Source organism: Allolucifera butyrica (genome assembly GCF_900476375.1).
Taxonomy (GTDB): domain Bacteria; phylum Bacillota; class Negativicutes; order Sporomusales; family UPPP01; genus Lucifera; species Lucifera butyrica.
Map to the genome: position 1 here is coordinate 173,095 of NZ_UPPP01000094.1, position 25,361 is coordinate 198,455.

A 25,361-nucleotide genomic window follows, 5' to 3' on the forward strand; every position below is an offset into this window, starting at 1 on the left:
TTAAATGATATGGAGGGTTTACGATGAAAATTGTGGTAACAATTGTGGGACAAGACCGGGTAGGTATTATTGCGATGGTGAGTAACATATTGGCGAGTTATAATGTGAATATCTTGAATATTAATCAGAATATTTTGGAAGGGTTTTTTAATATGGTTATGATTGCCGATATGACCCAAGCGACAATCAGTTTGAAAGATTTGCAGCAAATACTGCGGGAAAAGGGAGAAGCCATCAGTTTGGATATTAAAGTCCAGCATGAGGGCATTTTTCAAATTATGCACCGGATTTAGCGCCTGGGGGCAGTTTTCTCCGGAATGAATGCAGTTTTTCAGCGGTAAAATCAGAGGAAAAGAGGAGATTGGGATGCTAACCATACGCGATATTTCAGAAACCAATCGTATGATTGAAGAAAATAAATTGGACGTGCGTACGATTACGATGGGAATCAGTCTGCGCAATTGTGCTCATCCGGATGTAAATCAGTTTTGTGCCAATATCTATGAAAAAATTACCCGCGCGGCGGAAAATTTGGTGCGAACCGGGGAAGATATCGAGACGGAATACGGCGTTCCCATCATTAATAAAAGAATATCCGTAACCCCGATTGCCATCGCGGCGGAAAGCTGCCATACCGATAATTTTGTAGCAGTCGCCCAGGCTTTAGACAGAGCCGCCAAAACGGTCGGCGTAAATTTTATTGGCGGTTTCTCCGCGTTAGTGGAAAAAGGCTATACTCATGGCGACCAAATATTGATTCAGTCTATACCGGAAGCGCTGGCCCAAACCGAACGGGTATGTTCCTCCGTGAATCTGGCTTCTACCAAAGCGGGCATTAATATGGACTGTGTCCGGGAAATGGGAGAAGTGATCAAGAAAACGGCAGAATTAACCAAAGAGCAAGATGCCTTGGGCTGTGCGAAGTTAGTGATTTTTGCAAACGTACCGGAAGATAATCCTTTTATGGCGGGCGCTTTTCATGGTGTGGGCGAACCGGAGATGGCGATTAACGTGGGAGTAAGCGGCCCCGGGGTGGTTAAACGGGCTTTAGAAGAAGTCAGGGGAATGGATTTTGGTACCGTGGCGGAAACTATCAAGAAGACTGCTTTTAAAATTACCAGGGTAGGACAACTGGTAGCTCAGGAGGCTTCCCGGCGGCTTGGTGTTCCCTTTGGAATTATCGATTTATCTTTAGCTCCTACTCCGGCGGTCGGGGACAGTGTTGCTCATATCTTAGAGGAGATGGGCCTGGAAAGCTGCGGTGCTCCCGGTACTACGGCAGCGTTAGCATTATTGAATGATGCCGTAAAAAAAGGAGGGCTTATGGCTTCCTCCTATGTGGGAGGATTGAGCGGTGCCTTTATTCCGGTGAGCGAGGATGCCGGTATGATTGCCGCCGTAGAGCGGGGGAGCCTGAGTCTGGAGAAGCTGGAAGCAATGACTTGTGTATGCTCCGTGGGACTGGATATGATTGCGGTTCCCGGTGATACTTCGGCGGCTACCCTGTCGGCCATTATTGCCGATGAAGCGGCTATTGGCATGATTAACAACAAAACGACAGCCGTGCGAATCATTCCTGTACCCGGCAAGACGGTAGGGGAAAAGGTGGAGTTTGGCGGCCTATTAGGTTACAGTCCTATCCTGCCGGTTAGTTCCTTTAAATCGGACCGCTTTATCGCCCGCGGCGGACGCATTCCGGCTCCTGTACGGAGTCTGACGAATTAGGGAATAACTTTTCGTTTCCGGGGAGGAAAATAAAGTGGCCCTGAAAAAAGTGAGAGTGGAAGACGCGGTGGGAATGGTTCTGGCCCATGATATGACGAAAATTGTTCCGGGAGAATATAAAGGACCACTGTTTCAGAAAGGTCATATCATCCGGGCTGAAGATATTCCGCATCTGAAGGATATTGGCAAAGAACATATCTATCTCCTCGAAATAGCGGCAGGACAACTGCATGAGAATGAAGCCGTCGCCCGGATTGCCCGTGCTGTCGCGGGAGAGAATGTCGAGCTTACGGTGCCGGTAGAAGGCAAAATTATCATCCGCGCCGCCAGAAGCGGTTTATTAAAAATCCGGCGTAATGCCGTAATGGAAATTAACAGGATTGAGCATATGGTGTTATCCACCATTCATGAAAACATGGTTGTACAAACAGGAGACAGCCTGGCCGGAGTGAAAGTGGTGCCGCTGGTAGTAGCGGAAAGTGCCGTATGCGCCGTTGAGCAGATTGCGGCCGCCTGTTCCGGCAGTATTATTTATATAAAGCCGCTGCAAAAGCTGAAAGTGGGAACCGTCATTACCGGCAATGAAGTATACTTCGGCAGAATTCAGGATCGATATGCCGCTGTGTTTGCCGAGAAACTGGCAAAGTATGGTGCCACGCTTATGGGGACGGTCTATTTGCCCGACGATTGCGCCAGAATTGCAGCGGCGATCGAAACATATAAGCAGCAAGGGGCAGATCTTATCATTACTGCCGGTGGCATGTCCGTCGATCCGGACGATGTCACACCCGACGCAATCCGGGCTTCGGGCGCTCAGGTCATCAGTTACGGCGCACCGGTGCTTCCCGGGGCGATGTTTATGCTTGCTTATTTCGGGGATACAGCCGTTTTGGGAATGCCTGCCTGTGGCATGTATTCGAAAATAACGGTGCTTGACCTTGTTTTGCCCCGGTTACTAGCAGGGGAACGTTTAAATAAAGCAGACATTGCGAACATGGGTTACGGCGGATTCTGCCGGTCCTGTGACCGTTGTTCGTATCCTTGCTGTTCCTTTGGAAAATCATCGTGATTGCCGCTGTAATTTTAGCTGCCGGACAAGCTTCCCGTATGGGGGCTCCCAAACAGTTGCTCCCATTGGCGGGAAAACCGGTAATACGCCATGTGGCCGAGACAGCCTGCCTGTCGGCGGTGGATGAATGCGTAATTGTAACCGGATGCTATAGCCGGGAAGTTATGGCAACGGTAAGGGATTTGCCGGTAAAAATTATCTACAATCCGGCTTGGACTAAAGGGCAGGCCGGCAGTGTAGTGGCGGGCATCCAGGCCGTATCTTCTGCGGCCGCGGGGGTTTTATTCCTGCTGGCCGACCAGCCGTTGGTGACTGTTGAATTTTTGAATCATTTACTAGTAAACTATCGAACGCGTCCGGAAACGATCGTTGTGCCGGTTTATCAGGGGAAACGAGGAACCCCCGTCTTGTTTGACCTTCCCCATTGGCGCCGGGAACTGCTTTCTCTGACGGGGGATGAGGGCGCCAGAAAAATTATTTTGCAGCACCCGGAGAGTGTATGGCAAGTCGAATGGGAGGATAAAAACGTATTTCGCGATATTGATACGGAGGAGGATTATCAGGAGATTTTACATCTCTAATTTTGGGTTCGATGGAGGAATTATGCGTATCACAAAGGCGGTTAAACAGCAAATGCTTTCTATTTTGCAGGAAACTTACCGGGATACGACAACCGCGCTTAATTATAATGCTCCTTTTGAATTATTAATTGCGGTTATACTGTCGGCTCAGTGTACCGATATCCGGGTAAATCTGATTACGGCCCGTTTGTTTCCTGAATATAATACACCGGCCAAGCTTTTGAGCCTGGGACGGGAACGGTTGGAAGAATTGATACGGGATTGCGGGTTATTCCGCAGTAAGGCAAAAAATATTTTGGCAACTTGTGAGATTCTTTGCCGGGAATACGGAGAAAATGGACAAATCCCGGATACGTTTGACGCGTTAATCCGGTTGCCAGGGGTGGGCCGTAAGACGGCCAATGTGCTTTTAAGCCAGTTGTTCCGGGTTCCGGCCATTGCGGTGGATACTCACGTATTCCGGGTAGCCAACCGTCTTCATTTGGCTCCGGGGGATACGCCACGGGAAGTGGAGGAGGGCCTGATGAAAGTAATTCCCCGGGAGAACTGGGGGGACGCGCATCATTGGCTGATTTGGCATGGCCGGAAGGTATGCCGGGCTCAAAATCCGGCGTGTTCCATTTGCCCATTACAGCCATTATGTCCCAGTAAAGAGTCATAAACATTCCTGGTTGTATATATATATAATATTTGTTATAATTATACAAACTAGGAGGGATGATATGATTTATCGCAAAGCAATATTTCAGGATGTTGAATCCATTCATAAATTGGTTAATACATACGCTGAACAGGGTTTAATGCTGGGGCGCTCACGAAATATACTGTATGAGACCCTGCGCGATATGGTAGTTGCGGAAAATGACGGTGAGATTGCCGGTGTCGCCGCTTTGCATCTGGTTTGGGATGAGTTGGTTGAAATCAGGGCGCTGGCAGTGGCGCCGGAGGCAACGCAGCAAGGTGTAGGGCGACGGATTGTGGAAACTTTGCTAAAGGAAGCGAAAGAGCTGGGGGCCAAAACGGTGTTTGCGCTGACGTATCAGCCGGGATTCTTTAAAAAATTAGGTTTTCATGAAATCCCTAAAGAACAATTGTCTCCCAAGGTTTGGAAAGAGTGTATCAATTGTGCTAAGTTTCCTAATTGTGACGAAATTGCCATGGTGAAAGAATTATAGAGTAAAAAAGAGAGTCTAAAAGTTGTTTTTTTAGACTCTCTTTTTTGCAGTAATCGTTTTTCTTTTTCATCAGGCAGGAATTATTTGGAACTTTACAGAATACTATGTACTATTCTTGCCGTGGCTAAACTACTATATACACCCGGAATAGAAATGCCAACGGATGGAATTTTGCATTGATCGATGAATAGATTTACATTTTTTGGGGGAATATAATAGGAAAAACGAATTTGTTTATTTGTTTTCGCACCTGCCGGTTCTTGGAATTGCCTAAGTAGGGAGAAGAGGGTGATGATGGATGGTTTTAGAAGTGCACTTGTATTCGGATCTTAGAAGATATGCGCCAACCAGTTCTACGGGGATGTTGGCGGTGGATGTGCCTGACGGGATTGTGGTAGAAGAATTATTAAACGAGTTGGAAATCAATTATACGGAAATTAAGACAATTGTTGTAAATGGTTCAACCAGCGATTTACAACAGGTATTGGAAGATGGAGATCATATTAGTTTGTTTCCATAAATGACACTAAATAATGCGGGAATTAGGAAGGCTTATTGAAAAAAGATTGACAACATTCTACAGTTCTGATATATTAAGAATAATATAGCAATAAGAAATTGCAATGAACGGGAGAAGTAAGCCGGTAGCGTTTTTCAGAGAGCCGGGGCATGGTGTAACCCGGTAAATGTGCCGATTGAAATACACCCGTGAGCAGCAGGTCGAAAGCTTAAACCGAGTAGACCGGGCCGGAATGCCACCGTTATCATAGGCTAGGGTATCGGAGAGGGGAAAAAACTCTGTCCTGTACCGGAAGAAAGATGGCTTGCAATAGCAAGCAGGGTGGTACCGCGGGTAATTGATCCCGTCCCTGATTTGGGGACGGGATTTTTGCATTTTCAAATAATACAGGGAGGAAGTTAAAAATGATTATTGTCATGAATAAGCAGGCTAGTCAGACAGAGATTGAAGGAGTTGTTGCCAGAATTACGGAGGTCGGACTTAAGGCGCACTTATCGGAAGGCAGCTTTCGTACCATTATTGGTGTAATTGGGGAAAAAAAATTAATTGCCGAGCTGCCGGTGGAAGCCATGGCCGGAGTTGAAAAGGCGATTTCGGTTACGGAAAGCTATAAGCTGGTTAGCCGGGAATTCAAACCGGAAGATACCATTATCGACGTAGATGGAATATTAATTGGCGGCCGACAGTTGGTCGTGATGGCAGGTCCCTGCGCAGTAGAGAGCCGGGAGCAGCTATTGGAATCGGCTTTTATTGTGAAAAATGCCGGAGCTCAGTTTTTACGGGGAGGGGCTTATAAGCCGCGCACCTCGCCCTACGCGTTTCAGGGGTTGGAAGAGAAAGGTCTGGAGTTATTAGCGGAGGCCAGGGAACAGACCGGGCTTAAAATTGTTACGGAAGTCGTTGATGTACAGACTGTGTCCGTTGTTAGTTCTTATGCGGACGTTTTGCAAATCGGGGCGCGCAATATGCAAAACTTTCAGCTCTTAAAAGCTGTCGGGAAAACGGATAAGCCTGTTTTGTTGAAGCGGGGGATGGCGGCTACTCTGAAAGAATGGCTAAATGCAGCGGAATATATCATGAGCGAAGGAAATTACAATGTCATTTTCTGTGAACGGGGAATCCGCACCTTTGAAAATTATACCCGTAATACGTTGGATTTAAGTGCTGTTGCTGCGCTTAAGCAGGTTAGCCATTTACCGGTCATAGTGGATCCAAGCCATGGAACCGGAGTTTGGAAGCTGGTTCGTCCCATGGCAAGAGCCGCAGTGGCGGCTGACGCCGACGGGCTGATGGTGGAAGTTCATCCCAATCCGGCGAAGGCTTTATCCGACGGACCGCAGTCATTAACGCCGGAAAACTTCAGCGCCATGATGCAAGAAATTGATACGGTTGCCCGGGCAATAGGAAGGAGCTTATAATGAGCTCACTTCAGATTGTAATCGTAGGTATCGGCATGATCGGCGGTTCCTTGGGATTGGCGTTGAAAGAAGCATGGGGGGAAGAGGTGCGGGTTACGGGAGTGGACAATGATCAAGCGGCACTGGCGACAGCCTTATCGACAGGAGCGATTGACGCGGCTCTGTCATTGCTTGATGAGAAAATCGCCGCTGCGGATGTTGTTTTTTTGTGTACGCCCGTCCTGCAGATGACCGGGTTGGTGAAAAAAATGGCACCGTTTTTAAAGGCCGGTACGATTCTTACGGATGTAGGCAGTACCAAAAAGCGATTAAATGAACAAATTGTCGCAATGCTTCCGGCTTATATTGAATATATCGGTGGGCACCCCATGGCAGGGCGTGAAAAAAGCGGCATTACTGCCGCTGATAAAAACCTGTTCCGCAATAAAGGCTATATTTTAATCCGGGAACAAAATACATCCATTCGGGCATTGGAACGGGTGAGACAGCTTATTCAAAAGACCGGCGCTATTATTTACTTGATGAACGCCGACGAACATGATCATTGCGCCGCTGTCATTAGTCATGTACCACATGTTGCGGCGGCGGCGCTGGTAAACCTTTTACATTGCTACCCGGAACCGGATACGATAAGTAAACTGGCCGGCGGCGGATTTCAGGATACTACCCGGATTGCGTCTTCCAATGCTGACATGTGGGCCGATATTTGTCTCACCAATGGAGCGGCTATTATTGACGGCCTCGAAAAAATGCAGCTTATCGTAAATCAGGTTATCGAGGATATACGCCAACAAAAACGGCCGGCCCTCCATAACTACTTTTGCCTGGCTAAACAACGGCGGGATGAATTGCTAAAGAAAGCTCAATTATAATGGGGTTATTGAGTAACCCGGGTCCAATTGGCATTAATAATTTGGGCCATCAATTTTTTCCCTTCTATATCCAGATGAAGACCATCAATGGCATAGCGGTCCGGCAGTTCACGGGCGGCATCACAAAAATAAGGGTCGAGGTCAATGTAGTATCGCTGTCTGCGGATAAATGCATTGACGGTGTCAAATTCTTCCCGCCAGTCCGGCGCTGTTTCTTCATTGAATGCTTTCGCAATTGCAGCGGGATTAATGGGCGGCAGAGTCAGAAAAATTGGCCGTATGCCATGCTGGAACGCTTTGTCACGAATTAATGTCAGTTCGTCGATGACTTCCCCGGCCGGAACGCCGCCCCGCAGGCTGTTGGTCCCGCCTAAAATCAAGAGGAATCTTGGCTTGAAAGGCAGTACGTCCCGGTCAAACCGTTTAGCCATATCTTCGGCGGTATCGCCGCTGCGGCCCAGATTTACCGCCGGAAAGGCCAAATACGTCTGATAGTCGTATTCCCAGTTGGCCGGTGAATACGATATGGCGCCGCCGCCATGGGTAATGCTGTCACCCAGCGTGGCAGCATAATTTCCTTTATTAAGATCGACGACAAACCGGCCGGCGTCGGAAAAAATGCCGACAGCATTCCCCTGCGCATCAAAGCCTCTAACCCGCCAGTAGTAGATACCGGATGTAAGACGGGGTTCTTCATCATAACAATCAAAGCCGGTGACATTTTCTTTACTCCAGATGCGATGCCGGGACGGTTCGGTTCCGTTTGGATTCTCCGGCGGCTGATCCATAACTTCCACTTCATAAGAGACGGCCCCCGTAACGGGAATCCAGGAATAAACCGGATACAGGGGGGTTGCTGTGCCATGTTGATTGAATACGGTAGTAATAACCGGTTTAAGAGTCTGGGGAAGCGTATGGTCGATATAAACAGGGGAGGCATCCGAATAGACGCCGATGGGATTGCCGTCATAATCAAGGGCGCGTACCCGCCAATAGACCTTATTGCCGGCGTACCAGGACAGGTCGGCATTATAACCGTTAGTGAAAACTTCCCGCGAGGAAGCGATCTGATAACGGGACGGATTGATATCATTCGGGTTTTCCGGCAGGGAACTTAAAAATTCAATTTCATAGTAAACCGCGCCGGGAACGGAGGTCCAAGTTAACACCGGCTTGTCCGGAACCGGTTTGCCGTGAATAAAGACGGAAGTTGGCAAGGGTTTTATGGGAGAAAGTTCTTCACCGGAGCTGCCGCCGGCGATTTCTGATAACTTAATGGGGTCGGAATACAGCCCCAGCGGCCGTAGGAAAAGACCTTGCGCCGACACCCGCCAGTATGTATGAAAGGGAAAATTTCGGTTGATAACAAGCTGATTCTGCCAAGTATGATAACTGGTAATTCTTTGCTGCGCCGGAACTGGCGAATGGTCGCTTGCCGGCGGACTGCGGAGGACTTCCACCTCATAATAAGCCGGATAGGGCAGTTTTGACCAATGTAGTATATATTCATTGGCAAAGACCGTTGCCGTCAAATCCGGTTTAAATTGTTCCAATCCGGCAATATTCGTATTTTCTACAGCCCAAAGAACCATGGTTAGCATAAAAACAGCCAAAATCGAACGTTTCAATGATATGCACCTGCTTATATCCAGTGGTATTATAAAAGAAATTGGCGATTCAACGCCAAAATTCCTCTATTGTTTTTCAAGGGGTCTTTTCAGGGAGATGACGATTTGAACGGCGGCAGTATTTATAGCAGACAATTTATTAGTTTGTTACTGGCAAATTTATTTTTCTGGCTGAGCGTAAATGTTTTTTTACCCGTTTTACCGCTCTATTATCACCATCTGGGTATGGACGATAATGAGGTTGGTCTGGCCGTAGGCGCCTATTCTGTAGGAGCCATCGCCTGCCGGGTATTTGCCGGCAAAGCTACGGACCGGTATGGCAGTACTCCCGTAATTTCCATCGGCATTATTATTTCAACGATTGGCATCGCAGCCTATTATGTCAGCGGTTCGTTTATAACCGCGACGTTATCGCGGCTGGTTCATGGCGCGGGAATAACCGGTTTTGCCGCCGCCTCGATGACGATGGCTTCCCTGATGTATGAGAAAGAGTATGCGACGGAAGTATTGTCTGTCTTAACCCTGTCGACGATGATCGGGGTAGGCATTGCGGCCAGCAGCGCTTACGGACTGTATGAGTATGGCGGTATCGGGGCGGTTATTCTCGTTGGTGCGGTGGCGACGTTGTTGTCGTTGTTACTATTCCCGAAAAAGCCGCATTTAAAAATTAAAGCGGTAAAAAGCCAGTCGTTACCGTTGAAAAAGGTAATAACTCATCCGGGCGTATATGTGCCGACATTCAGTTTAGCGGCTGTAAACCTTTGCTTCGGTAGTGTAATGACCTTTTTTCCCTTGCTAATGCTGTCTCAAGGTATGAATCAGTTTAGTTTATTTTACATTGCTTATTCGATTGCCGTTATTTTCTCCCGTATGTGGGTCGGAAAACTTTGCTGCTGGCTGACACCGGAGCGATTAGCTATGTATATTATGATTTTGTTTGGCGGCACAATGGTCCTTACCGGCCAAATTTCCGGCCGGTGGATTGGCGTTTTGTGCGGTGCGGGGGTTGGCATCGGTTATGGACTGGCTTATCCCACGTTAGCGACTATTATAACGACTTGTACGCAACCGGCTAACCGCGGTACGGCCTTTGGTTTTTTCGCCATGGCTGTAGATAGCGGACTGGCAGTGGGAGCCATCGGTATGGGGTTTGTAGCCGGTACCTGGGGTTATCCGGCTGTTTTCACAGCAGCCGGAATGTATACTCTGGTTTATACGATACTGTACCGCTTTTGGTTGAAACCGAAAATGGACGGTTGCCTCGCTGCCCACCCAACCGGAAAAGCAATAACAGATGGTTTGTCAGGATGAAAGAAACCGGTTAGTTGAAATTTAGCCAACTGACCGGTTTCTATTATTATACTAAGTCCAGGATACGAAATGTGGGAAACAATGGGGCGTTGAGCAGGATTTTTGCCGCCGAGGCAGAATCAATTTCAGCGACCATGTTATTCCTGAGGGGAAAATGAAGGGAGCAAAAGAATAAGTGAACGGTTATTTAGCAGTGATTTTACTTTACGCAGTGGTTCTTATTGCAGCCGGCCTGATGATTGGAAGATATGTAAAGGGAGCTTCTGACTTTTTTGTTGCAGGCAGAAAGCTCGGCACGGCATTACTGTTTGCAACGCTGATTGCGCCGAATATTGGCGCCGGGTCGACGGTGGGCGTCGCCGGACTGGGATATAAATTCGGTCTTTCCGCCTGGTGGTGGATCGCTTCTTCTGCGCTGGGTTCTCTGATTCTGGCCTTTGTGGTTGGGCCGGCGATATGGCGGGAAGCGAAAAAACGGAATTTGTATACACTGGGAGATTATTTGGAGCACCGTTATAACCGGAGTTTCCGGGGGCTAATTTCGTTTATGATGGCGGTGGGAACGCTGTCTATTTTTGCGGGACAACTCATGGGCATTGCCTGGATATTGACGGCAGTCGCCGGTACGACAAAAGAGGTTGGTATTTTAATTGGCGCCATTGTCGCGGTATTGTATTTTGCCGCCGGAGGGCTGCTATCGGCGGCTTATGTAAATATCATTCAAATTGTTGTGAAATTCTTCGGTTTTCTTATCGCCATACCGCTTGTATTAGCCTATGTGGGCGGTTGGGGAGGGCTGCAGGCAGCGGTTGCTAAAAACCTGTCCGACGCAGTTCTGACCGGGCAATATTTTCACTTTGACGGCATGGGAGTCAGTATGATCCTGGGATATTTCCTGATGCTGACGCCTTCTTTCTTTATTTCGCCGGGATTAATCGGCAAGATATACGGAGCGGAAAATGAACGGACCGTGAGGATAGCAACGGCCCTGAATGCGGGAGTACAACTATTATTTGCTATCGTACCGGTTATACTGGGTATGGCTGCTTTTGCGGTTTTTCCTCATCTGGCGGACAGGGAACTGGCCTTGCCAACGGTTATGAAGGATTTTATGCCGTTTTGGGCTTCAGCCATTGCTTTGGCTGCTATCTTTTCCGCCGAAGTGAGTGCTGCCGATGCCGTGCTGTATATGATTACGTCGTCCTTTACCAAGGACCTTTATAAATCGTTTATTAATCCGGACATTTCGGATACACAATTATTGAAAATGAGCCGTATTGTCACTGTGATTGCCGGACTGGCCGGTGTTGCGCTGGCGGTTTTACTGCCAAATATTATTACAGCCCTTTCCATTTTTTATTCGCTGATGTCGGTGTCGCTGACGGCACCGCTGCTGTTTGGTTTATTTTCCCGCCGCCCGTCTATAGCCGCCGCTTTTTTGTGCGCTGTCACTGGTGTATTAGTAACGGTAGGACTGCAATTTGGCAATCATGGCAAGGGAATTTGGATTTTAAATGCCCAATCCACCGGTATTTTATGGACGTTAGGACTCATGGTATTTATGATGTATGTGTATCCGGCTACAAACTTCCGGAATAAATAGCTAATTTTTAATCTATCTGCATTTCAGGTTTTCTTCCGGTGAATGCTATAGGATAGGAGGTTTTTACATTGCATATTGTTCTGGTGGAACCGGAAATTCCGGGTAATACCGGTAATATCGCCCGGTTATGCGCTGCGACCGGCTGTGATTTGCATTTGGTCAAGCCGCTGGGATTTTCCGTGGAAGATAAATATTTAAAACGGGCCGGACTGGATTACTGGCATTTAGTTAAGGTCCATTTACATGACAGTTTTGCGGAGATTCAACAAAAGTATCCGGCTTGTTCCTTTTATTTTAATACGACGAAAGCAAGCCGGAGTTATACACAAATGAATTATAGGGAAGATGACTTTCTGGTTTTTGGCAAGGAAACGGCCGGTTTGCCGGCGGACTTACTGGCAGCCAACCGGGAGCATTGCGTACGTATTCCCATGGAAAATGAGGCCCGTTCCTTAAATTTGTCCAACGCGGTAGCCATTGTGGTTTATGAGGCCTTACGGCAGCAAAATTTTAAGAATTTGTGGTGATTCGAATGAGTACAGTAGCACTGTTTGGTCCGGCGGGAAATCCGGATGCCTTTTATAATGCGGGATTTAAAGCGTCGGTTCACATGCCGGCCTGGCTGGCCGGTCAGAAGTTAGGAGCCTATGAGTACCAATGCAGCCGAGGCGTCCACATTGGTGAGGAGACGGCAAGAATGTTGGGGGAAAAGGCGGCCGAATATGATGTGAAGCTAAGTATTCATGCGCCCTATTATATCAGTTTGGCTACGGAGGATGAGTTAATAGCGGCGAACACAACCAATCATTTTCTCAAATCGCTGGAAGCCGCCCGCTGGATGGGGGCTGACCGCATTGTTTTTCATATTGGCGGACCGGGCAAGCTGGAACGTGCCAATGCGATGCAACGGGTCAGAGAACGGTTTGCCCGTATTCTGGAGGAAGCCGAGCGGCGGAGCTTGACGGGAGTTTATCTGGCACCGGAAACAATGGGAAAGCAAAACCAACTGGGAACGCTGCCGGAGGTACTCTCTTTGTGCTCATTATCCTCCCGGGTGATTCCCGCACTGGATTTTGGACATTTACATGCTGTTTCCGGTGGCCGGTATACCACATTTGAGGAATATGAAACCGTGTTTAATCAGGTTGAGGAACAATTGGGGACTGCCGTTGCCGCTAATGTTCACATTCATTTTAGTAAGATCGAATTTACCAAAGCCGGCGAGAAGAGACATTGGACATTTAAAGATCCTTTTGGGCCACCCCATGAAGCGTTGCTGCAACTGATTGCGGCGAAGCATTATACACCCCGGGTCATTTGTGAATCAGCCGGTACCCAGGCCGAAGACGCTGCGGTTATGCAGACATATTACCTCTCGCGCCTGGAAGAAAGATAAGTGGTATAAGGAATTTACCAGGCCGGAAGGAACTTTGCGCTGGAAAAGGGAAGTGTATTATTAAAGGAGATTGCCGCATAATAATATTTGTATGAAAAGGGGAACAGTATGGAGAGAACTGTAAAGACAGTGACTCTAGGAGTCATGGCTGATTTATACAAAATTACTGGCGAATCAGTCGCCGAAGGACTGGATTTTTTTGGTGAAAAGTGATTTGTACGAAAAATTAAAAATTGCATTATTGTCGGTCATTCCACCCGGCCGCATCCGGTTTCAGGAACCTATGACGCTGCATACGACCTTCCAAATCGGCGGACCGGCGGATTTTCTCGTTTTTCCCAATTCGATTCATGAGGTTGCCGCCGCCCTGGACCTTGCCAGGCAACACGGGATTGCTGTCACCGTATTGGGCAATGGCTCCAATGTGCTGGTTTTGGACCACGGCATACGGGGAATGGTTATCAAATTTGGCAATGAAATGGGTTATATCCGGCATAATGGTAATGGTACAAAGGTAATTGCCGGAGCCGGTGCCTTATTAAGCGATGTTTCCAGTTATGCCGCCCAGCACCATCTTTCCGGCCTGGAATTTGCCATTGGAATTCCCGGTAGTATCGGCGGAGCCGTATTTATGAATGCGGGCGCTTATGAAGGGGAAATTAGTCAGGTGGTTGATGCTGTGACCGGTGTTTGTCCCGACGGTAGTATAAAGCGATTTACCTATGCGGAAATTGACTTTGGTTACCGGCATAGTATCTTCCAAGATAATGATTGTACGATTTGTGAAGTGGAATTGGCATTGTGTGATGGCATTCATCAGGATATTCACTGTAAAATGGGGGAATATACAGCAAAACGCCAGACTAAGCAGCCCATTGAAATGCCAAGTGCCGGCAGCACTTTTAAGCGGCCGCCCGGATATTTTGCCGGAACGCTTATCGAGCAGGCCGGTCTGAAAGGATTGCAAATCGGCGGGGCCCAGGTATCTTTGAAACACGCCGGATTTGTAGTAAATGCGGGAGGAGCGACGGCGCAGGACGTGCTGGCTCTGATTAAAGAAATTCAACACCGGGTGAATGATCAATTCGGTGTTTTGCTTCAGCCGGAAGTGCGTATTATCGGCGAAGCATAATATAGAGAAGAGATGGTCTAAAAGTATTAATGCTTTTAGACCATCTCTTTTTTTATTCTTACTGGAATGTAAGGGACTTTAAGTCGAGTGATAGCCGTTAACGGCAGAAGAATCGCCTTATCAACGCTCCGCTGTTACCACTAAACCCACTTTTCGCAGTCATCTTTCACTCGACAATAAATCTCCTGAGAAAAGATAAACTTAGTGAATTTAAGCAAAATATAAGGTCATTGTTTACTTTGTGGCTACGGATGGGGAGAAATATTGTCGCCATAAGTTCAGGGTGCGAAATGTGGGATAACCTCCGCTTATGACAAGACGATCCTTCTGCCTGGATTGCTGCCCAAAATGATTTTCCAGATGGTTTCCCCGCGCCCTGAGCCCTGCGGCGTGAGTCGAAAGACCGCGTAGCGGTTTTTCTTTTAAGAAGGTAAAACAAAGGGGAGTGTGGAATGGTACAATAGTAAGGAAGTTGTCATATGCTAAACCAAACTGTTGCAAAGGAGCGAATTTTGTCGTGCGATTAACATTTCTAGGTGCGGCCGGAATGGTTACGGGGTCATCTTATCTCCTGGAAGTCGGTGAACAGAAAATTTTGGTGGATTGTGGTATGTTTCAAGGTTCAAAAGCTATTACTGCTTTGAATCGCCGTCCGTTTCACTATGATCCGACTGCTCTGGATGCGGTCATTCTGACACATGCCCATATTGACCATAGCGGATTGCTGCCCCTGCTTTGTAAGTCCGGTTACAAAGGGCGTATTTATGCGACAAAGGTGACTGCGGAATTGTGTAGTATTATGTTGCCGGATAGTGCTCATATACAGGAATTTGACGCCGAAATTGAAAATCGTAAAGGGAAGCGGGCTGGTCGAAAATTCGTAGAGCCATTGTATACGGTGGATGATGCCTATGCGTGCCTGCAGCATTTTTCTCCGGCCCTATATAATACGGAGCTCCAATTATCGCCGCAAATTAAAATTCGTTTTCAGGATGCCGGCCATATTCTTGGATCTTCGATGGTTGAGGTTTGGGCAACGGAAGAGGATAAGACGGTTAAGCTGGTTTTTTCCGGCGATTTGGGCCAGCCGGATCAGCCGATATTAAAAGATCCCACTTATATTGATGATGCCGATTATATCCTTACGGAATCCACCTATGGTAACCGTACCCATGAACATTATGACAAGGTGGAGAAACTGGCGGGAATCGTAAATGAGACAATCCGTCAGGGCGGCAATGTGATTATTCCTGCCTTTGCCGTCGGCAGGACACAGGCACTGTTATATTATTTGCACCAGCTCATGAAAGACGGTAAAATTCCGGATGTTACGGTAGTACTGGATAGTCCGCTGGCCATTTCGGCAACGGAAATTTTTATGCACAATTCGCAGGAATATGATAAAGAAGCCCATGATATGCTTTATAAAGACCATGAAGACCCGTTGAAACTGCCGCATCTGGTCATAACAAAAACAGCGGAGGAATCCAAAGCGCTGAATTCTCTCGACCGGCCGGCCATTATAATTTCAGCGAGCGGTATGGCGGATGCCGGCAGAATTCTGCATCATTTGAAACATAATCTATGGCGTCCTGAATCCAGCGTGGTTTTGGTGGGTTATCAGGCGGAAGGCAGCTTAGGACGCAGGCTCCTGGAAGGAGTCAAGAAAGTCAAGATAATGGGTGAGAGCATTAGTGTAAAAGCAGCGATACACAATATAGACGGCTTTTCAGCCCATGCGGACCAGAATCAGTTGCTCGACTGGCTTGCTCACTTCAAGGCCAAACCGGCCAATGTCTTTATTGTTCATGGGGAACATGCTATGTCTGAGCCGTTTGCGGAATTGGTCCGGGAACGGCTGGGTTTTTCCGCTTATATTCCTGCTTATGGTGATGCCGCGGTCATTACCGGACGTACCTGGAAGGCAGAACCTTCCGGCATTAAACCGGTTGATACGTCTTCTTTGCTGCTGCTGCATGAATTCTTTGACAGTATGGAAAGTGAATACGGCGACTACAAGCAATACGTTGAACAACTGGCAGCCGCCGATGCCGGCAAAATTCCGGAAATTATCCGCCGCTTGAATAAAATTCGCGATTTTGTGAGAAAAAACTTAGATAATTTACGATAAAAGCGGATATTGCGATTGACATTTTTAGGATAGTATAATATATTAAATAAAATATGACACTAAGAAGGGTGCTTATGTCGCATCCTTTTTCTTTTGAGCAGGAGGAATTATTAATGAAGCGGGAAGATTTACGTAATATTGCAATTATCGCCCATGTTGACCATGGAAAAACAACACTGGTCGACGCGATGCTGAAACAGAGCGGCATATTCCGGGCCAATGAACAAGTTGTGGAACGCGTGATGGATTCCAATGACCTGGAGCGGGAGCGGGGGATTACCATCCTGGCTAAAAATACGGCGCTTATGTATAAGAACATTAAAATTAATATTGTTGATACGCCGGGCCATGCCGATTTTGGCGGGGAAGTGGAACGGGTGCTCAACATGGTTGACGGAGTTTTGCTGCTGGTGGATGCGTTTGAAGGGCCTATGCCGCAAACCAAGTATGTGTTGCGGAAAGCATTGGCCCAAAAATTGAAGCCGATTGTGGTAATTAATAAGATTGACCGCCCTGACCAACGGGTAAATGATGTTCTCGATGAAGTCCTGGAGTTATTTATTGAATTGGATGCCAATGATGAACAACTGGATTTTCCTGTTGTCTATACGGCAGCCCGTGACGGGATTGCGAAACTTAAAATGGAAGATGAAAACCAGGATTTGGGACCTTTGTTTGAACTCCTGGTATCCAATATTCCCGCGCCCCAGGGGGACATAGACGGTCCGCTGCAAATTATGGTTACCACCCTGGACTATGACGAATACGTTGGCCGGGTTGCGATCGGCCGGGTAATACGGGGGCGGATTTATAATGGACAAACCGTTGCGGTAATCAACGGTGATACAGAAACAAAGAATAAGATTGGCCGTTTATATACTTATCAGGGCTTGAAACGGACCGAAGTAAAGGAAGCGGCCTTAGGTGACATTATCGCTGTTACAGGTCTCGATTCGGTTAATATCGGGGATACCATAGCCGATCCGGAAAAGCCGGAAGCCTTGCCGGCCATCAATATTGATGAGCCAACCTTATCGATGGTTTTCAGCGTCAATAACAGTCCCTTTGCCGGCAGGGAAGGTCAATTCGTTACTTCCCGGCATGTGCGGGACCGTTTATTTAAAGAAGTAGAAACTAACGTCAGTATGCGCGTTAATGAAACCGACAGCCCCGACGCATTAGAAGTGGCCGGAAGGGGAGAACTGCATCTTTCCATTTTGATCGAAACTATGCGGCGGGAAGGATATGAGTTTCAGGTCGGCAAACCGAAAGTTATTTTTAAGGAAGTCAACGGCAAACAGTGCGAACCGATGGAGTATTTAACAATTGATGTTCCTCAGGAATTTATGGGAGCCGTTATGGAATCATTAGGGACGAGAAAAGCAGAGCTGGTCAATATGACGGAACTGGCCGGATATTTACGTATGGAATTTACTATTCCGGCACGGGGACTGATCGGGTTTCGTTCGGAGTTTCTCACCAATACGAAAGGAAACGGCATTATGCACCATGTTTTTCACGGTTATGCACCGCATAAGGGGGACATTCCCGGACGTACCCGCGGTGCTCTGGTAGCCTTTGAGAATGGGGAAACAACCGGTTATGGAATTCATAGTCTGCAGGATCGAGGTACGATGTTTGTCGTTCCCGGTCAGGCCGTCTATGAGGGGATGATCGTAGGAGAAAACAACCGGGAAATGGACATGGACATTAATCCGTGCAAGAAAAAGCACGTAACCAATATGCGTTCCAGTGCCTCGGATGAAGCGATTCGCCTGACGCCGCCGCGCATTTTCAGCCTGGAGCAAGCCCTGGAATGGATTAATGATGATGAATTACTGGAGGTTACTCCCAAAAGTTTGCGGTTGCGCAAGATGGTTCTTGACCGGCAGACACGGGGCCGGGAACGAAAAAATGCCTAGGAACGGGCGCTGAATAGACCGTTTGTCCCATGCAATATAGGACTTTCTACCCAATTTTAGTAGATGTAGAAAAAAATGCATAATAATTGCAGGAACCCTGGAAAATCTGTCGAAAAGAAATCAATAATCAGTTTTTATGTATTGTTGTGGGATATTACGTCTTGGAGGCGAGTCATATGGCGGTCGGTCTCATTGATAAATTGACAAATTTTTTAATGCCCGTAGAAGAAACAGAAACGGTTATGACGGAAGTTCCTGTTGCCCGGGAGAAAAAAACTCACCTGAAATTGCAGCCTGTTTCCAGTTCATTAAAAGTATTTGTGGGAACACCTGGATCCTTTGACGATGTAAAGGTATTGGCCGATTATTTAAGGGCCGGCACGAGTGTCGTTGTAAACTATGAACATGTAGATGAGGCCATTCAACAGCGGATTCATGATTTTCTAACCGGTTTATGCTATGTAATCGGTGGTTTGGCGGAACGAATTTCAGAAAATGTTTTGATCTATACGCCGGCCAATGTTGATGTCAGCAAAGAATTATATTCGTTTGCTGTTCCGACTTATGTGAAGAAGAAAGAGTAATAAACCGGGTCTGACAAAAAGACTCAGCTTTTTTCGAATTTTCGAAAAGGCTGGGTCTTTTTTTATGAGTTTGGAAAGTATCCTAAGAAAATGAATATACTGTAATAATCAACTGTCTGACGGCAGACGGTTTATTAACAAAGCGAGGAGCGGCGATAATGAAAAGACTGTATAAAAAAAGAAATGGGAAATTTGTCTCTTTGGTTAGCTTAATTGCTCTTTCGGCAATGCTGGCAATCTTTTTCCTGGCGTTGCCGGAGTTTTTGGTATCGAAGGCCGGAGTCGCTTTAGCAGTATTTTGGATCTTTACGGCGATGCTTGTTTTTACTGCCCATTCAGTCAGGCTGGGAACCCTGGAAAAGCAAAAGCAGGTACATATGTCCCGCTTAATGATTGAGAAGGAGTTGCAGAATTTGCGACGGGGAAATAAACCGCTAAGAAGGATGCACGGCTAACAGAACGTAATTTTTTAACCGGTGGAAAGAGTTTCGTTAACAGGACTGTTTAAAGGAGATGTAAGGGAATGCACCGAATAAATTAAATAATACCTAAGTTGGGGAGAAATCAATATGCCGAATTTTGTTCATTTGCACGTACATACAGAGTATAGTCTTTTAGATGGTGCCAGCCGTATCGGCGATTTGGTCAACCGGGCCAAGGAACTGAATATGCCGGCGATAGCCATTACCGACCACGGGGCAATGTATGGCGCTATTGACTTTTATAAGCAAGCTAAAAAACAGGGGATTAAGCCGATTATCGGCTGCGAGGTCTATATAGCGCCCCGGTCGCGTTGGGAGAAGAGTGCCGTTGAAGGGGAAGCCTATTACCACTTGTTGTTGTTAGCGGAAAATAATAAAGGGTATCAAAGCTTGATTGAACTGGTTTCCCGTGGTTATACCGAAGGGTTTTATTATAAACCCCGGGTGGACAAAGAGCTTTTGCGAGAATGTCATGAGGGTTTGATCTGCCTTAGCGCCTGTATTGCAGGCGAGATACCGGCCTTGCTGTTAAAAGGGGATGCTGCCGGTGCCGAGTTGATGGCCCGGGAATATGTTGATATTTTTGGCCGGGAAAATTTCTTTCTGGAACTGCAGGATCATGGTTTGCCGGAGCAAAAAATAGTGAATGACGGCTTAATGCAACTGGCCCGCAAACTGGATATCGGGGTAGTCGCAACCAATGACCTTCATTATGTATACAAGAAAGATGCTGAAAGTCAGGATGTTCTGCTGTGCATTCAGATGGGAAAAACCGTGGATGATACCGGAAGAATGCGTTTTCCCTCCCAGGAATTTTATCTTAAAGACCTAGGCGAAATGACCGCTCTGTTTGGTCACTGTCCGGAAGCCATTGAGAATACATGCCGCATTGCCGAAAGGTGTCAAGTCGACTTTGAATTTGGTTCGTTATTGCTGCCGGAGTTTCCGGTTCCGGCAGGACTTAACGCGGATGAGTATCTTCGCCGGCTATGTGAGGAACGTCTTCCGGAACGGTATGCTGAAGTAACGGAAGCAGTACGGGAGCGGCTGGATTATGAATTGGCGGTCATCCGCAAGATGGGATATTCCGGTTATTTTTTAATCGTTTGGGATTTTGTCAATTATGCCAGACAGAATGAGATCCCTGTCGGTCCCGGTAGAGGCTCGGCCGCGGGCAGTGTTGTTTCCTATTTGTTAGGAATTACCAATCTTGATCCGATAAAGTATGGGCTGCTGTTTGAACGTTTTTTAAATCCGGAACGGGTTAGTATGCCTGATATTGATATTGATTTCTGTTACGTTAAACGCAATAAGGTGATTGACTATGTATCAGACCGGTACGGTTCGGACCGGGTGGCCCAAATTATTACCTTTGGTACGATGGCTGCGAAAGCGGCCATTCGGGATGTGGGGCGTGCTCTCAATCTGTCCTATGGCGAAGTGGACAAGGTGGCCAAGCTTGTTCCCAATGAACTGGGGATCACCCTGAAACGGGCGCTCAGCATCAATGCCGAATTGCGTCAACTTTATGAGAGCGATGAAAAGATTCACAAACTGGTTGATTTGGCGATGGCCGTCGAAGGATTGCCGCGGCATGCATCCACCCATGCCGCCGGTCTGGTGATTGCCAAGAATCCATTAACCCAGCATGTTCCCTTGCAAAATTCGTCGGAAGGATTTCTAACAACCCAATATGATAAGGACCGGATTGAAGAGCTGGGGCTTTTAAAGATGGACCTTTTAGGGTTAAGGACCCTGACGGTAATTGGGGATGCTTTGGAGTTTATTAAAGAAAACCGGGGAATTAAGCTGGATATCGATAAGATTCCCTTTGATGATGAAGCGACCTGTACAATGCTGGCTAACGGAGATACGGCCGGTGTTTTCCAGATGGAGTCGGCGGGCATGACCAATTTGGTGAAAGAATTAAAACCGGAACATTTTGAGGATTTAATTCCTCTGGTGGCCCTGTACCGTCCGGGACCATTGGGAAGCGGGATGGTGACGGATTTCATCGAGGGACGTCACGGCAAGAAGAAAACGTCCTATCTTCACCCGCTTTTAGAGCCTATTTTACAAGATACGTTCGGCGTGATTCTTTATCAGGAACAGGTTATGCAGATTGCTTCGGCAATGGCCGGTTTTACGCTGGGACAGGCTGATTTGCTCCGCCGGGCCATGGGCAAAAAAAAGCATGAAGTTTTGGCTGCCCAGAAGGACTCTTTTTTACAGGGGGCGGCCGCCCGGAATATCGATGCGGCTCTGGCGGAGGAAATATTTAATTTAATGGCGCATTTTGCCGATTACGGCTTCAATAAGTCGCACAGTGCGGCGTATGCCCTGGTAGCATATCAGACGGCTTACCTGAAGGCTAATTACCCGCAGGAATTTATGGCCGCGTTGCTTTCCAGCATCATGGGGACCAATGATAAGGTAGGATATTATATTGAAACATGCCGACGTATGGGAATTCAAACATTGCCGCCCGACATAAACGCCAGCAAAGCCAATTTTAGTGTTGACGGAAACGCGATCCGGTTTGGTCTGGCCGGTGTGAAGAATGCGGGGGAAAACGCCATTCAAAGTATAATCCAGGCCCGGAGTGAAGGGGGACCATTTACTTCTCTTGTCGATTTTTGCACCCGCATTGATATGCGGCTTGTTAATAAACGGGTGATCGAAAGTTTGATCAAATGCGGGGCTTTTGATTCTTTGGGCTGGATGCGGTCTCAAATGCTGCATGTGCTGGAGCAGGCCGTCGATGTTGCCGCTAACCGGCAAAAGGACATGGCCAGCGGGCAGTTGGGATTGTTCGGCGAGGAAGAAATCCGGGTGGTGGATGAATTGCTGCCGCCGGATATACCGGAATTGGGGCGGGACGAATTATTAGCCATGGAAAAGGAAATGACCGGTTTTTATGTTACCGGTCATCCGTTGGAAAAGTATCGTGACATTATAAATTCACACCAATCTCTTGAACAACTGCAAAACGATGAATACTCCGACGGGGCGCAGGTCCGGGCGGCGGGATTGATCGCCAGCGCGAAACGGCTTACAACCAAGAAAGGGGATATGATGTGCTTTTTGATGCTGGAGGATTTTACCGACAGTATGGAAGTGGTTGTGTTCCCGCGTGTTTTTGAGCGTAGCAACCGGTTGCTGGTTCCCGATACGGCCGTAAGTGTTACGGGAAGACTTAATGTAAGTGAAGAGAGCAGCAAGATTATTGCCGATGAAATTCGTCCGTTGGCAAACTCCGGCGGTGAACTGAGAATTACAATCCGGAAGGATCAGGAAAATGCTCAGATATTTGCCGAACTGAAAGAAATATTCGCACGGTTCAGAGGGGAAAATGTCGTTTATTTGCACCTTGCTGACAGCCGGCGCCTAATTAAAACGGAACGCCAGTACTGGCTGAATTCTTCCCGGGAAGCAATTGCCGCTATTGAACAGTTATTGGGTAAAGGAACGGTTAAAGTCAGTTGAAAGATAAGACGGTCCATAAACAGGATAAAGCATAATGTTTGCATTTTTTTGAGAACATACATAATAAGTATGTTTTTCTCCGCTCTGTATGCATTAAAAAAATATGCGGAGATTTTTTGCTTTTTGTCTTTTTTATGCCGGAAGATATCGCCTGAGCCGGCTATTTTATGATAGAATAGAAACGGCTTTTGTTGGCGGCATATGTGATGATGGTCTTATTATTTATATTTGTGAGCAATTTCCAAATCCGGCAGGAATCTTGCCTGGTACGGAGAAAAAAGCATGTTAGGAAAACGTTGAAAACAACCGAAGAGGAGGCAACGTTATGTGGACAGTAGTATACATTGCAGCGAATCGCGCCCAGGCCGAGATGCTGAAAAATGTGCTGCGCACCGAAGGTGTGCTTGCAAACACAAGGCCGGTCAATGTTTCTACGCTTGCGGATGGATTATACGAAATATTGGTATTGGAATCGGAAGCGAATGAAGCCCATGCTGTCCTCTGTCAGTATGCAGTTAAATAGAAGCTGCCACTATCGCAAATTACCTTGTTAAAGGAGTGTTCAATTTGGTAAAAAAGACAAAGATTATTTGCACTATGGGACCCAGTACAGAGAAACCAGGAGTTTTGGAAAAAATGTTAAAGGCCGGCATGAATGTGGCCCGGTTTAATTTTTCCCATGGAACCCATGAGGAACAGTACAAACGGATCGAAATGGTGCGGACCGTTGCCGCTAAACTGAGCAAACCGGTTGGCCTTATGCTTGACACCAAAGGACCGGAAATGCGTCTGGGGAAATTTGCCGAAGGTAAAGTAATGCTGGAGGCCGGACAGAAGTTTATTTTAACTGCCAGGGATATTGAAGGAAATAAAGAAATTGTATCCATTAATCACAAATTATTGCCGCAGGAAGTGGCTCCAGGCAATATTATTTTGCTGTCGGACGGTTTAGTGAGCTTGCGGGTAGAAGCGGTTGAAGGTAAGGACATTATTACCACCGTGCTGAACAGCGGTGCTATGAGTAATCAGAAGCGCGTAGCGGCACCGGGCGTAAATGTTAATTTGCCCTTTTTGTCGGATCAGGACAAAAAAGACATTCTATTCGGCGCTGAGCAGGATATGGATTTTATTGCCGCGTCTTTTGTGCAGCGGGCTGCTGATGTTTTGGCGATTCGCAAAATCCTGGAGGAAGCTAATGCATCCATCGAAATTATCGCGAAAATTGAAAATGCCGAGGGAGTAAAAAATATTGATGAAATTTTGAAAGTTGCCGATGGCGTTATGGTGGCCCGGGGCGATCTCGGCGTGGAAATACCGACAGAAGAAGTGCCGCTTGTCCAGAAGACGTTGATTGAAAAATGTAACAGAGCCGGCAAACCGGTCATTACGGCAACGCAAATGCTGGAGTCCATGCTGGTTAATCCGCGTCCTACCCGAGCGGAAGCAAGTGATATCGCCAATGCCATTATGGACGGCACGGATGTTATTATGTTAAGCGGCGAGACTGCCTCCGGACAATATCCGGTAGAAGCTGTGGAAATGATGGCTAAAATTGCGATTCGTACAGAGTCGGCTCTAGGCTATGGCGAGCTGCTTCTTTCCCGTGGTATTCGGTCGCAGCGTTCGACCACCGACGCAATTAGCCATGCAACAGTCCAGGTAGCTCATGAACTGGCGGCTGCGGCGATTCTTACGGCCACTGAGTCCGGCTATACGGCCCGGATGGTCTCCAAGTACCGTCCTCAGGCAACTATTGTGGCAGTTACTCCCAAAGAAAAAACCGTTCGCCGTATGCAGTTGTTATGGGGAGTTCATGCTGTTCTGGGACCGGCGTCGAAGAACTCCGATGATATGGTAACGAATTCCGTGGAAGGAGCTTTATCAACGGGGCTGGTGAAAGATGGCGATTTAGTTGTAATCACAGCCGGTCTTCCCGTGGGAATGTCCGGTACGACCAATATGATCCGGGTTCATGTGGTTGGCAATATTTTAATGCGGGGTACCGGCATTGGACAGCGGGCGGTAACGGGAAAAGTATGTGTTGCCGTTTCGATCAAGGATGTGCACAATAAGTTCCAAACGGGAGATATTTTGGTTGTAGAAAGTGTCGATGAAGAAACGGCGGCGTATGCTGCCAAGGCAGCGGCCATTATAGCGGAAGAGGGCGGTTTTACCTCACACGCTGCAATTGTCGGCATCAATTACGGTATGCCCGTTATTGTCGGGGTGGACGGAGCAACGGACCGTCTGGCCGACGGCGCGATTGTCACGGTGGATGCGGCAAGAGGACTGATTTACCAGGGAGAAATTAACGCGAGATAGATTT

Annotated in this window: 22 protein-coding genes and 1 other annotated feature; of the genes, 21 read left to right on the plus strand and 1 reads right to left on the minus strand. The window is 47.4% G+C overall.

Annotation, left to right across the window (positions count from 1 at the left end; translation table 11 throughout):
• Positions 1–23: 23 nt before the first annotated feature.
• The 9 genes from LUCIF_RS19760 to LUCIF_RS19800 all read left to right on the plus strand — a co-directional run bounded on the left by LUCIF_RS19760 (position 24) and on the right by LUCIF_RS19800 (position 7,360).
• A complete protein-coding gene (locus tag LUCIF_RS19760; protein WP_122629576.1) occupies positions 24–293 on the plus strand; it encodes an ACT domain-containing protein in 270 nt (89 codons plus the stop codon).
• Positions 294–366: 73 nt separating this feature from the next.
• The gene (locus LUCIF_RS19765; RefSeq protein WP_122629644.1) at positions 367–1,725 is read left to right on the plus strand and encodes a PFL family protein; all 1,359 of its coding nucleotides are present in this window, start codon (positions 367–369) and stop codon (positions 1,723–1,725) included.
• A 34-nt stretch (positions 1,726–1,759) separates the two neighbouring features.
• Complete coding sequence (locus tag LUCIF_RS19770; RefSeq protein ID WP_122629577.1) at positions 1,760–2,794, plus strand: molybdopterin-binding protein; 1,035 nt, start codon at positions 1,760–1,762, stop codon at positions 2,792–2,794.
• A complete protein-coding gene (locus LUCIF_RS19775) occupies positions 2,791–3,375 on the plus strand; it encodes a nucleotidyltransferase family protein (protein WP_122629578.1) in 585 nt (194 codons plus the stop codon). The genes LUCIF_RS19770 and LUCIF_RS19775 overlap by 4 nt, the downstream gene beginning before the upstream one ends.
• 22 nt (positions 3,376–3,397) lie before the next feature.
• A complete protein-coding gene (gene nth, locus LUCIF_RS19780) occupies positions 3,398–4,036 on the plus strand; it encodes an endonuclease III (protein ID WP_122629579.1) in 639 nt (212 codons plus the stop codon).
• A 61-nt stretch (positions 4,037–4,097) separates the two neighbouring features.
• A complete protein-coding gene (locus LUCIF_RS19785) occupies positions 4,098–4,550 on the plus strand; it encodes an N-acetyltransferase (RefSeq protein WP_122629580.1) in 453 nt (150 codons plus the stop codon).
• Between the two features lie 298 nt (positions 4,551–4,848).
• A complete protein-coding gene (locus tag LUCIF_RS19790; protein WP_122629581.1) occupies positions 4,849–5,070 on the plus strand; it encodes a MoaD/ThiS family protein in 222 nt (73 codons plus the stop codon).
• Positions 5,071–5,164: 94 nt separating this feature from the next.
• Positions 5,165–5,424: a binding site (T-box leader), on the plus strand.
• Positions 5,425–5,474: 50 nt separating this feature from the next.
• Positions 5,475–6,488 (plus strand): 3-deoxy-7-phosphoheptulonate synthase, encoded by a 1,014-nt coding sequence (gene aroF, locus LUCIF_RS19795; protein WP_122629582.1) that lies wholly within the window; start codon positions 5,475–5,477, stop codon positions 6,486–6,488.
• Entirely contained in the window at positions 6,488–7,360 is an 873-nt protein-coding gene (locus LUCIF_RS19800; protein WP_122629583.1) for a prephenate dehydrogenase, read from the plus strand. Before aroF ends, LUCIF_RS19800 begins: the two co-directional genes overlap by 1 nt.
• A 5-nt stretch (positions 7,361–7,365) precedes the next feature.
• On the opposite strand, the gene LUCIF_RS19805 is transcribed toward LUCIF_RS19800, so the two are convergent.
• Positions 7,366–8,988, minus strand: coding sequence for an SGNH/GDSL hydrolase family protein (locus LUCIF_RS19805; RefSeq protein ID WP_122629584.1), 1,623 nt, complete (start codon positions 8,986–8,988; stop codon positions 7,366–7,368).
• A 69-nt stretch (positions 8,989–9,057) separates the two neighbouring features.
• Between LUCIF_RS19805 and LUCIF_RS19810 the strand changes: the two genes are divergently transcribed.
• The 12 genes from LUCIF_RS19810 to pyk all read left to right on the plus strand — a co-directional run bounded on the left by LUCIF_RS19810 (position 9,058) and on the right by pyk (position 25,357).
• Positions 9,058–10,299, plus strand: coding sequence for an MFS transporter (locus tag LUCIF_RS19810; RefSeq protein ID WP_165866081.1), 1,242 nt, complete (start codon positions 9,058–9,060; stop codon positions 10,297–10,299).
• A 175-nt stretch (positions 10,300–10,474) separates the two neighbouring features.
• Entirely contained in the window at positions 10,475–11,902 is a 1,428-nt protein-coding gene (locus LUCIF_RS19815; RefSeq protein WP_122629586.1) for a sodium:solute symporter family protein, read from the plus strand.
• Positions 11,903–11,970: 68 nt separating this feature from the next.
• A complete protein-coding gene (gene trmL / locus LUCIF_RS19820) occupies positions 11,971–12,429 on the plus strand; it encodes a tRNA (uridine(34)/cytosine(34)/5-carboxymethylaminomethyluridine(34)-2'-O)-methyltransferase TrmL (protein ID WP_122629587.1) in 459 nt (152 codons plus the stop codon).
• 5 nt (positions 12,430–12,434) lie between these two features.
• The gene (locus LUCIF_RS19825; protein WP_122629588.1) at positions 12,435–13,298 is read left to right on the plus strand and encodes a TIM barrel protein; all 864 of its coding nucleotides are present in this window, start codon (positions 12,435–12,437) and stop codon (positions 13,296–13,298) included.
• A 202-nt stretch (positions 13,299–13,500) separates the two neighbouring features.
• A complete protein-coding gene (gene murB / locus LUCIF_RS19830) occupies positions 13,501–14,430 on the plus strand; it encodes a UDP-N-acetylmuramate dehydrogenase (protein ID WP_243638763.1) in 930 nt (309 codons plus the stop codon).
• A 517-nt stretch (positions 14,431–14,947) separates the two neighbouring features.
• Positions 14,948–16,561 (plus strand): MBL fold metallo-hydrolase RNA specificity domain-containing protein, encoded by a 1,614-nt coding sequence (locus LUCIF_RS19835; RefSeq protein ID WP_122629590.1) that lies wholly within the window; start codon positions 14,948–14,950, stop codon positions 16,559–16,561.
• Positions 16,562–16,674: 113 nt separating this feature from the next.
• On the plus strand, positions 16,675–18,483 hold the full coding sequence (gene typA, locus LUCIF_RS19840) for a translational GTPase TypA (RefSeq protein WP_122629591.1): 1,809 nt from the start codon (positions 16,675–16,677) through the stop codon (positions 18,481–18,483).
• Positions 18,484–18,659: 176 nt separating this feature from the next.
• Positions 18,660–19,067 carry a cell division protein SepF gene (locus LUCIF_RS19845; RefSeq protein ID WP_122629592.1) on the plus strand — a complete coding sequence of 136 codons (408 nt, stop codon included), beginning with the start codon at positions 18,660–18,662 and terminating at the stop codon, positions 19,065–19,067.
• Between the two features lie 158 nt (positions 19,068–19,225).
• Positions 19,226–19,522 (plus strand): hypothetical protein, encoded by a 297-nt coding sequence (locus tag LUCIF_RS19850; protein ID WP_122629593.1) that lies wholly within the window; start codon positions 19,226–19,228, stop codon positions 19,520–19,522.
• Between the two features lie 114 nt (positions 19,523–19,636).
• A complete protein-coding gene (locus tag LUCIF_RS19855) occupies positions 19,637–23,035 on the plus strand; it encodes a DNA polymerase III subunit alpha (RefSeq protein WP_122629594.1) in 3,399 nt (1,132 codons plus the stop codon).
• Between the two features lie 325 nt (positions 23,036–23,360).
• Positions 23,361–23,558, plus strand: a complete 198-nt coding sequence (locus tag LUCIF_RS19860) for a hypothetical protein (RefSeq protein ID WP_122629595.1) — start codon at positions 23,361–23,363, stop codon at positions 23,556–23,558.
• Between the two features lie 44 nt (positions 23,559–23,602).
• Positions 23,603–25,357 carry a pyruvate kinase gene (gene pyk / locus LUCIF_RS19865; protein WP_207858121.1) on the plus strand — a complete coding sequence of 585 codons (1,755 nt, stop codon included), beginning with the start codon at positions 23,603–23,605 and terminating at the stop codon, positions 25,355–25,357.
• Positions 25,358–25,361: the final 4 nt, after the last annotated feature.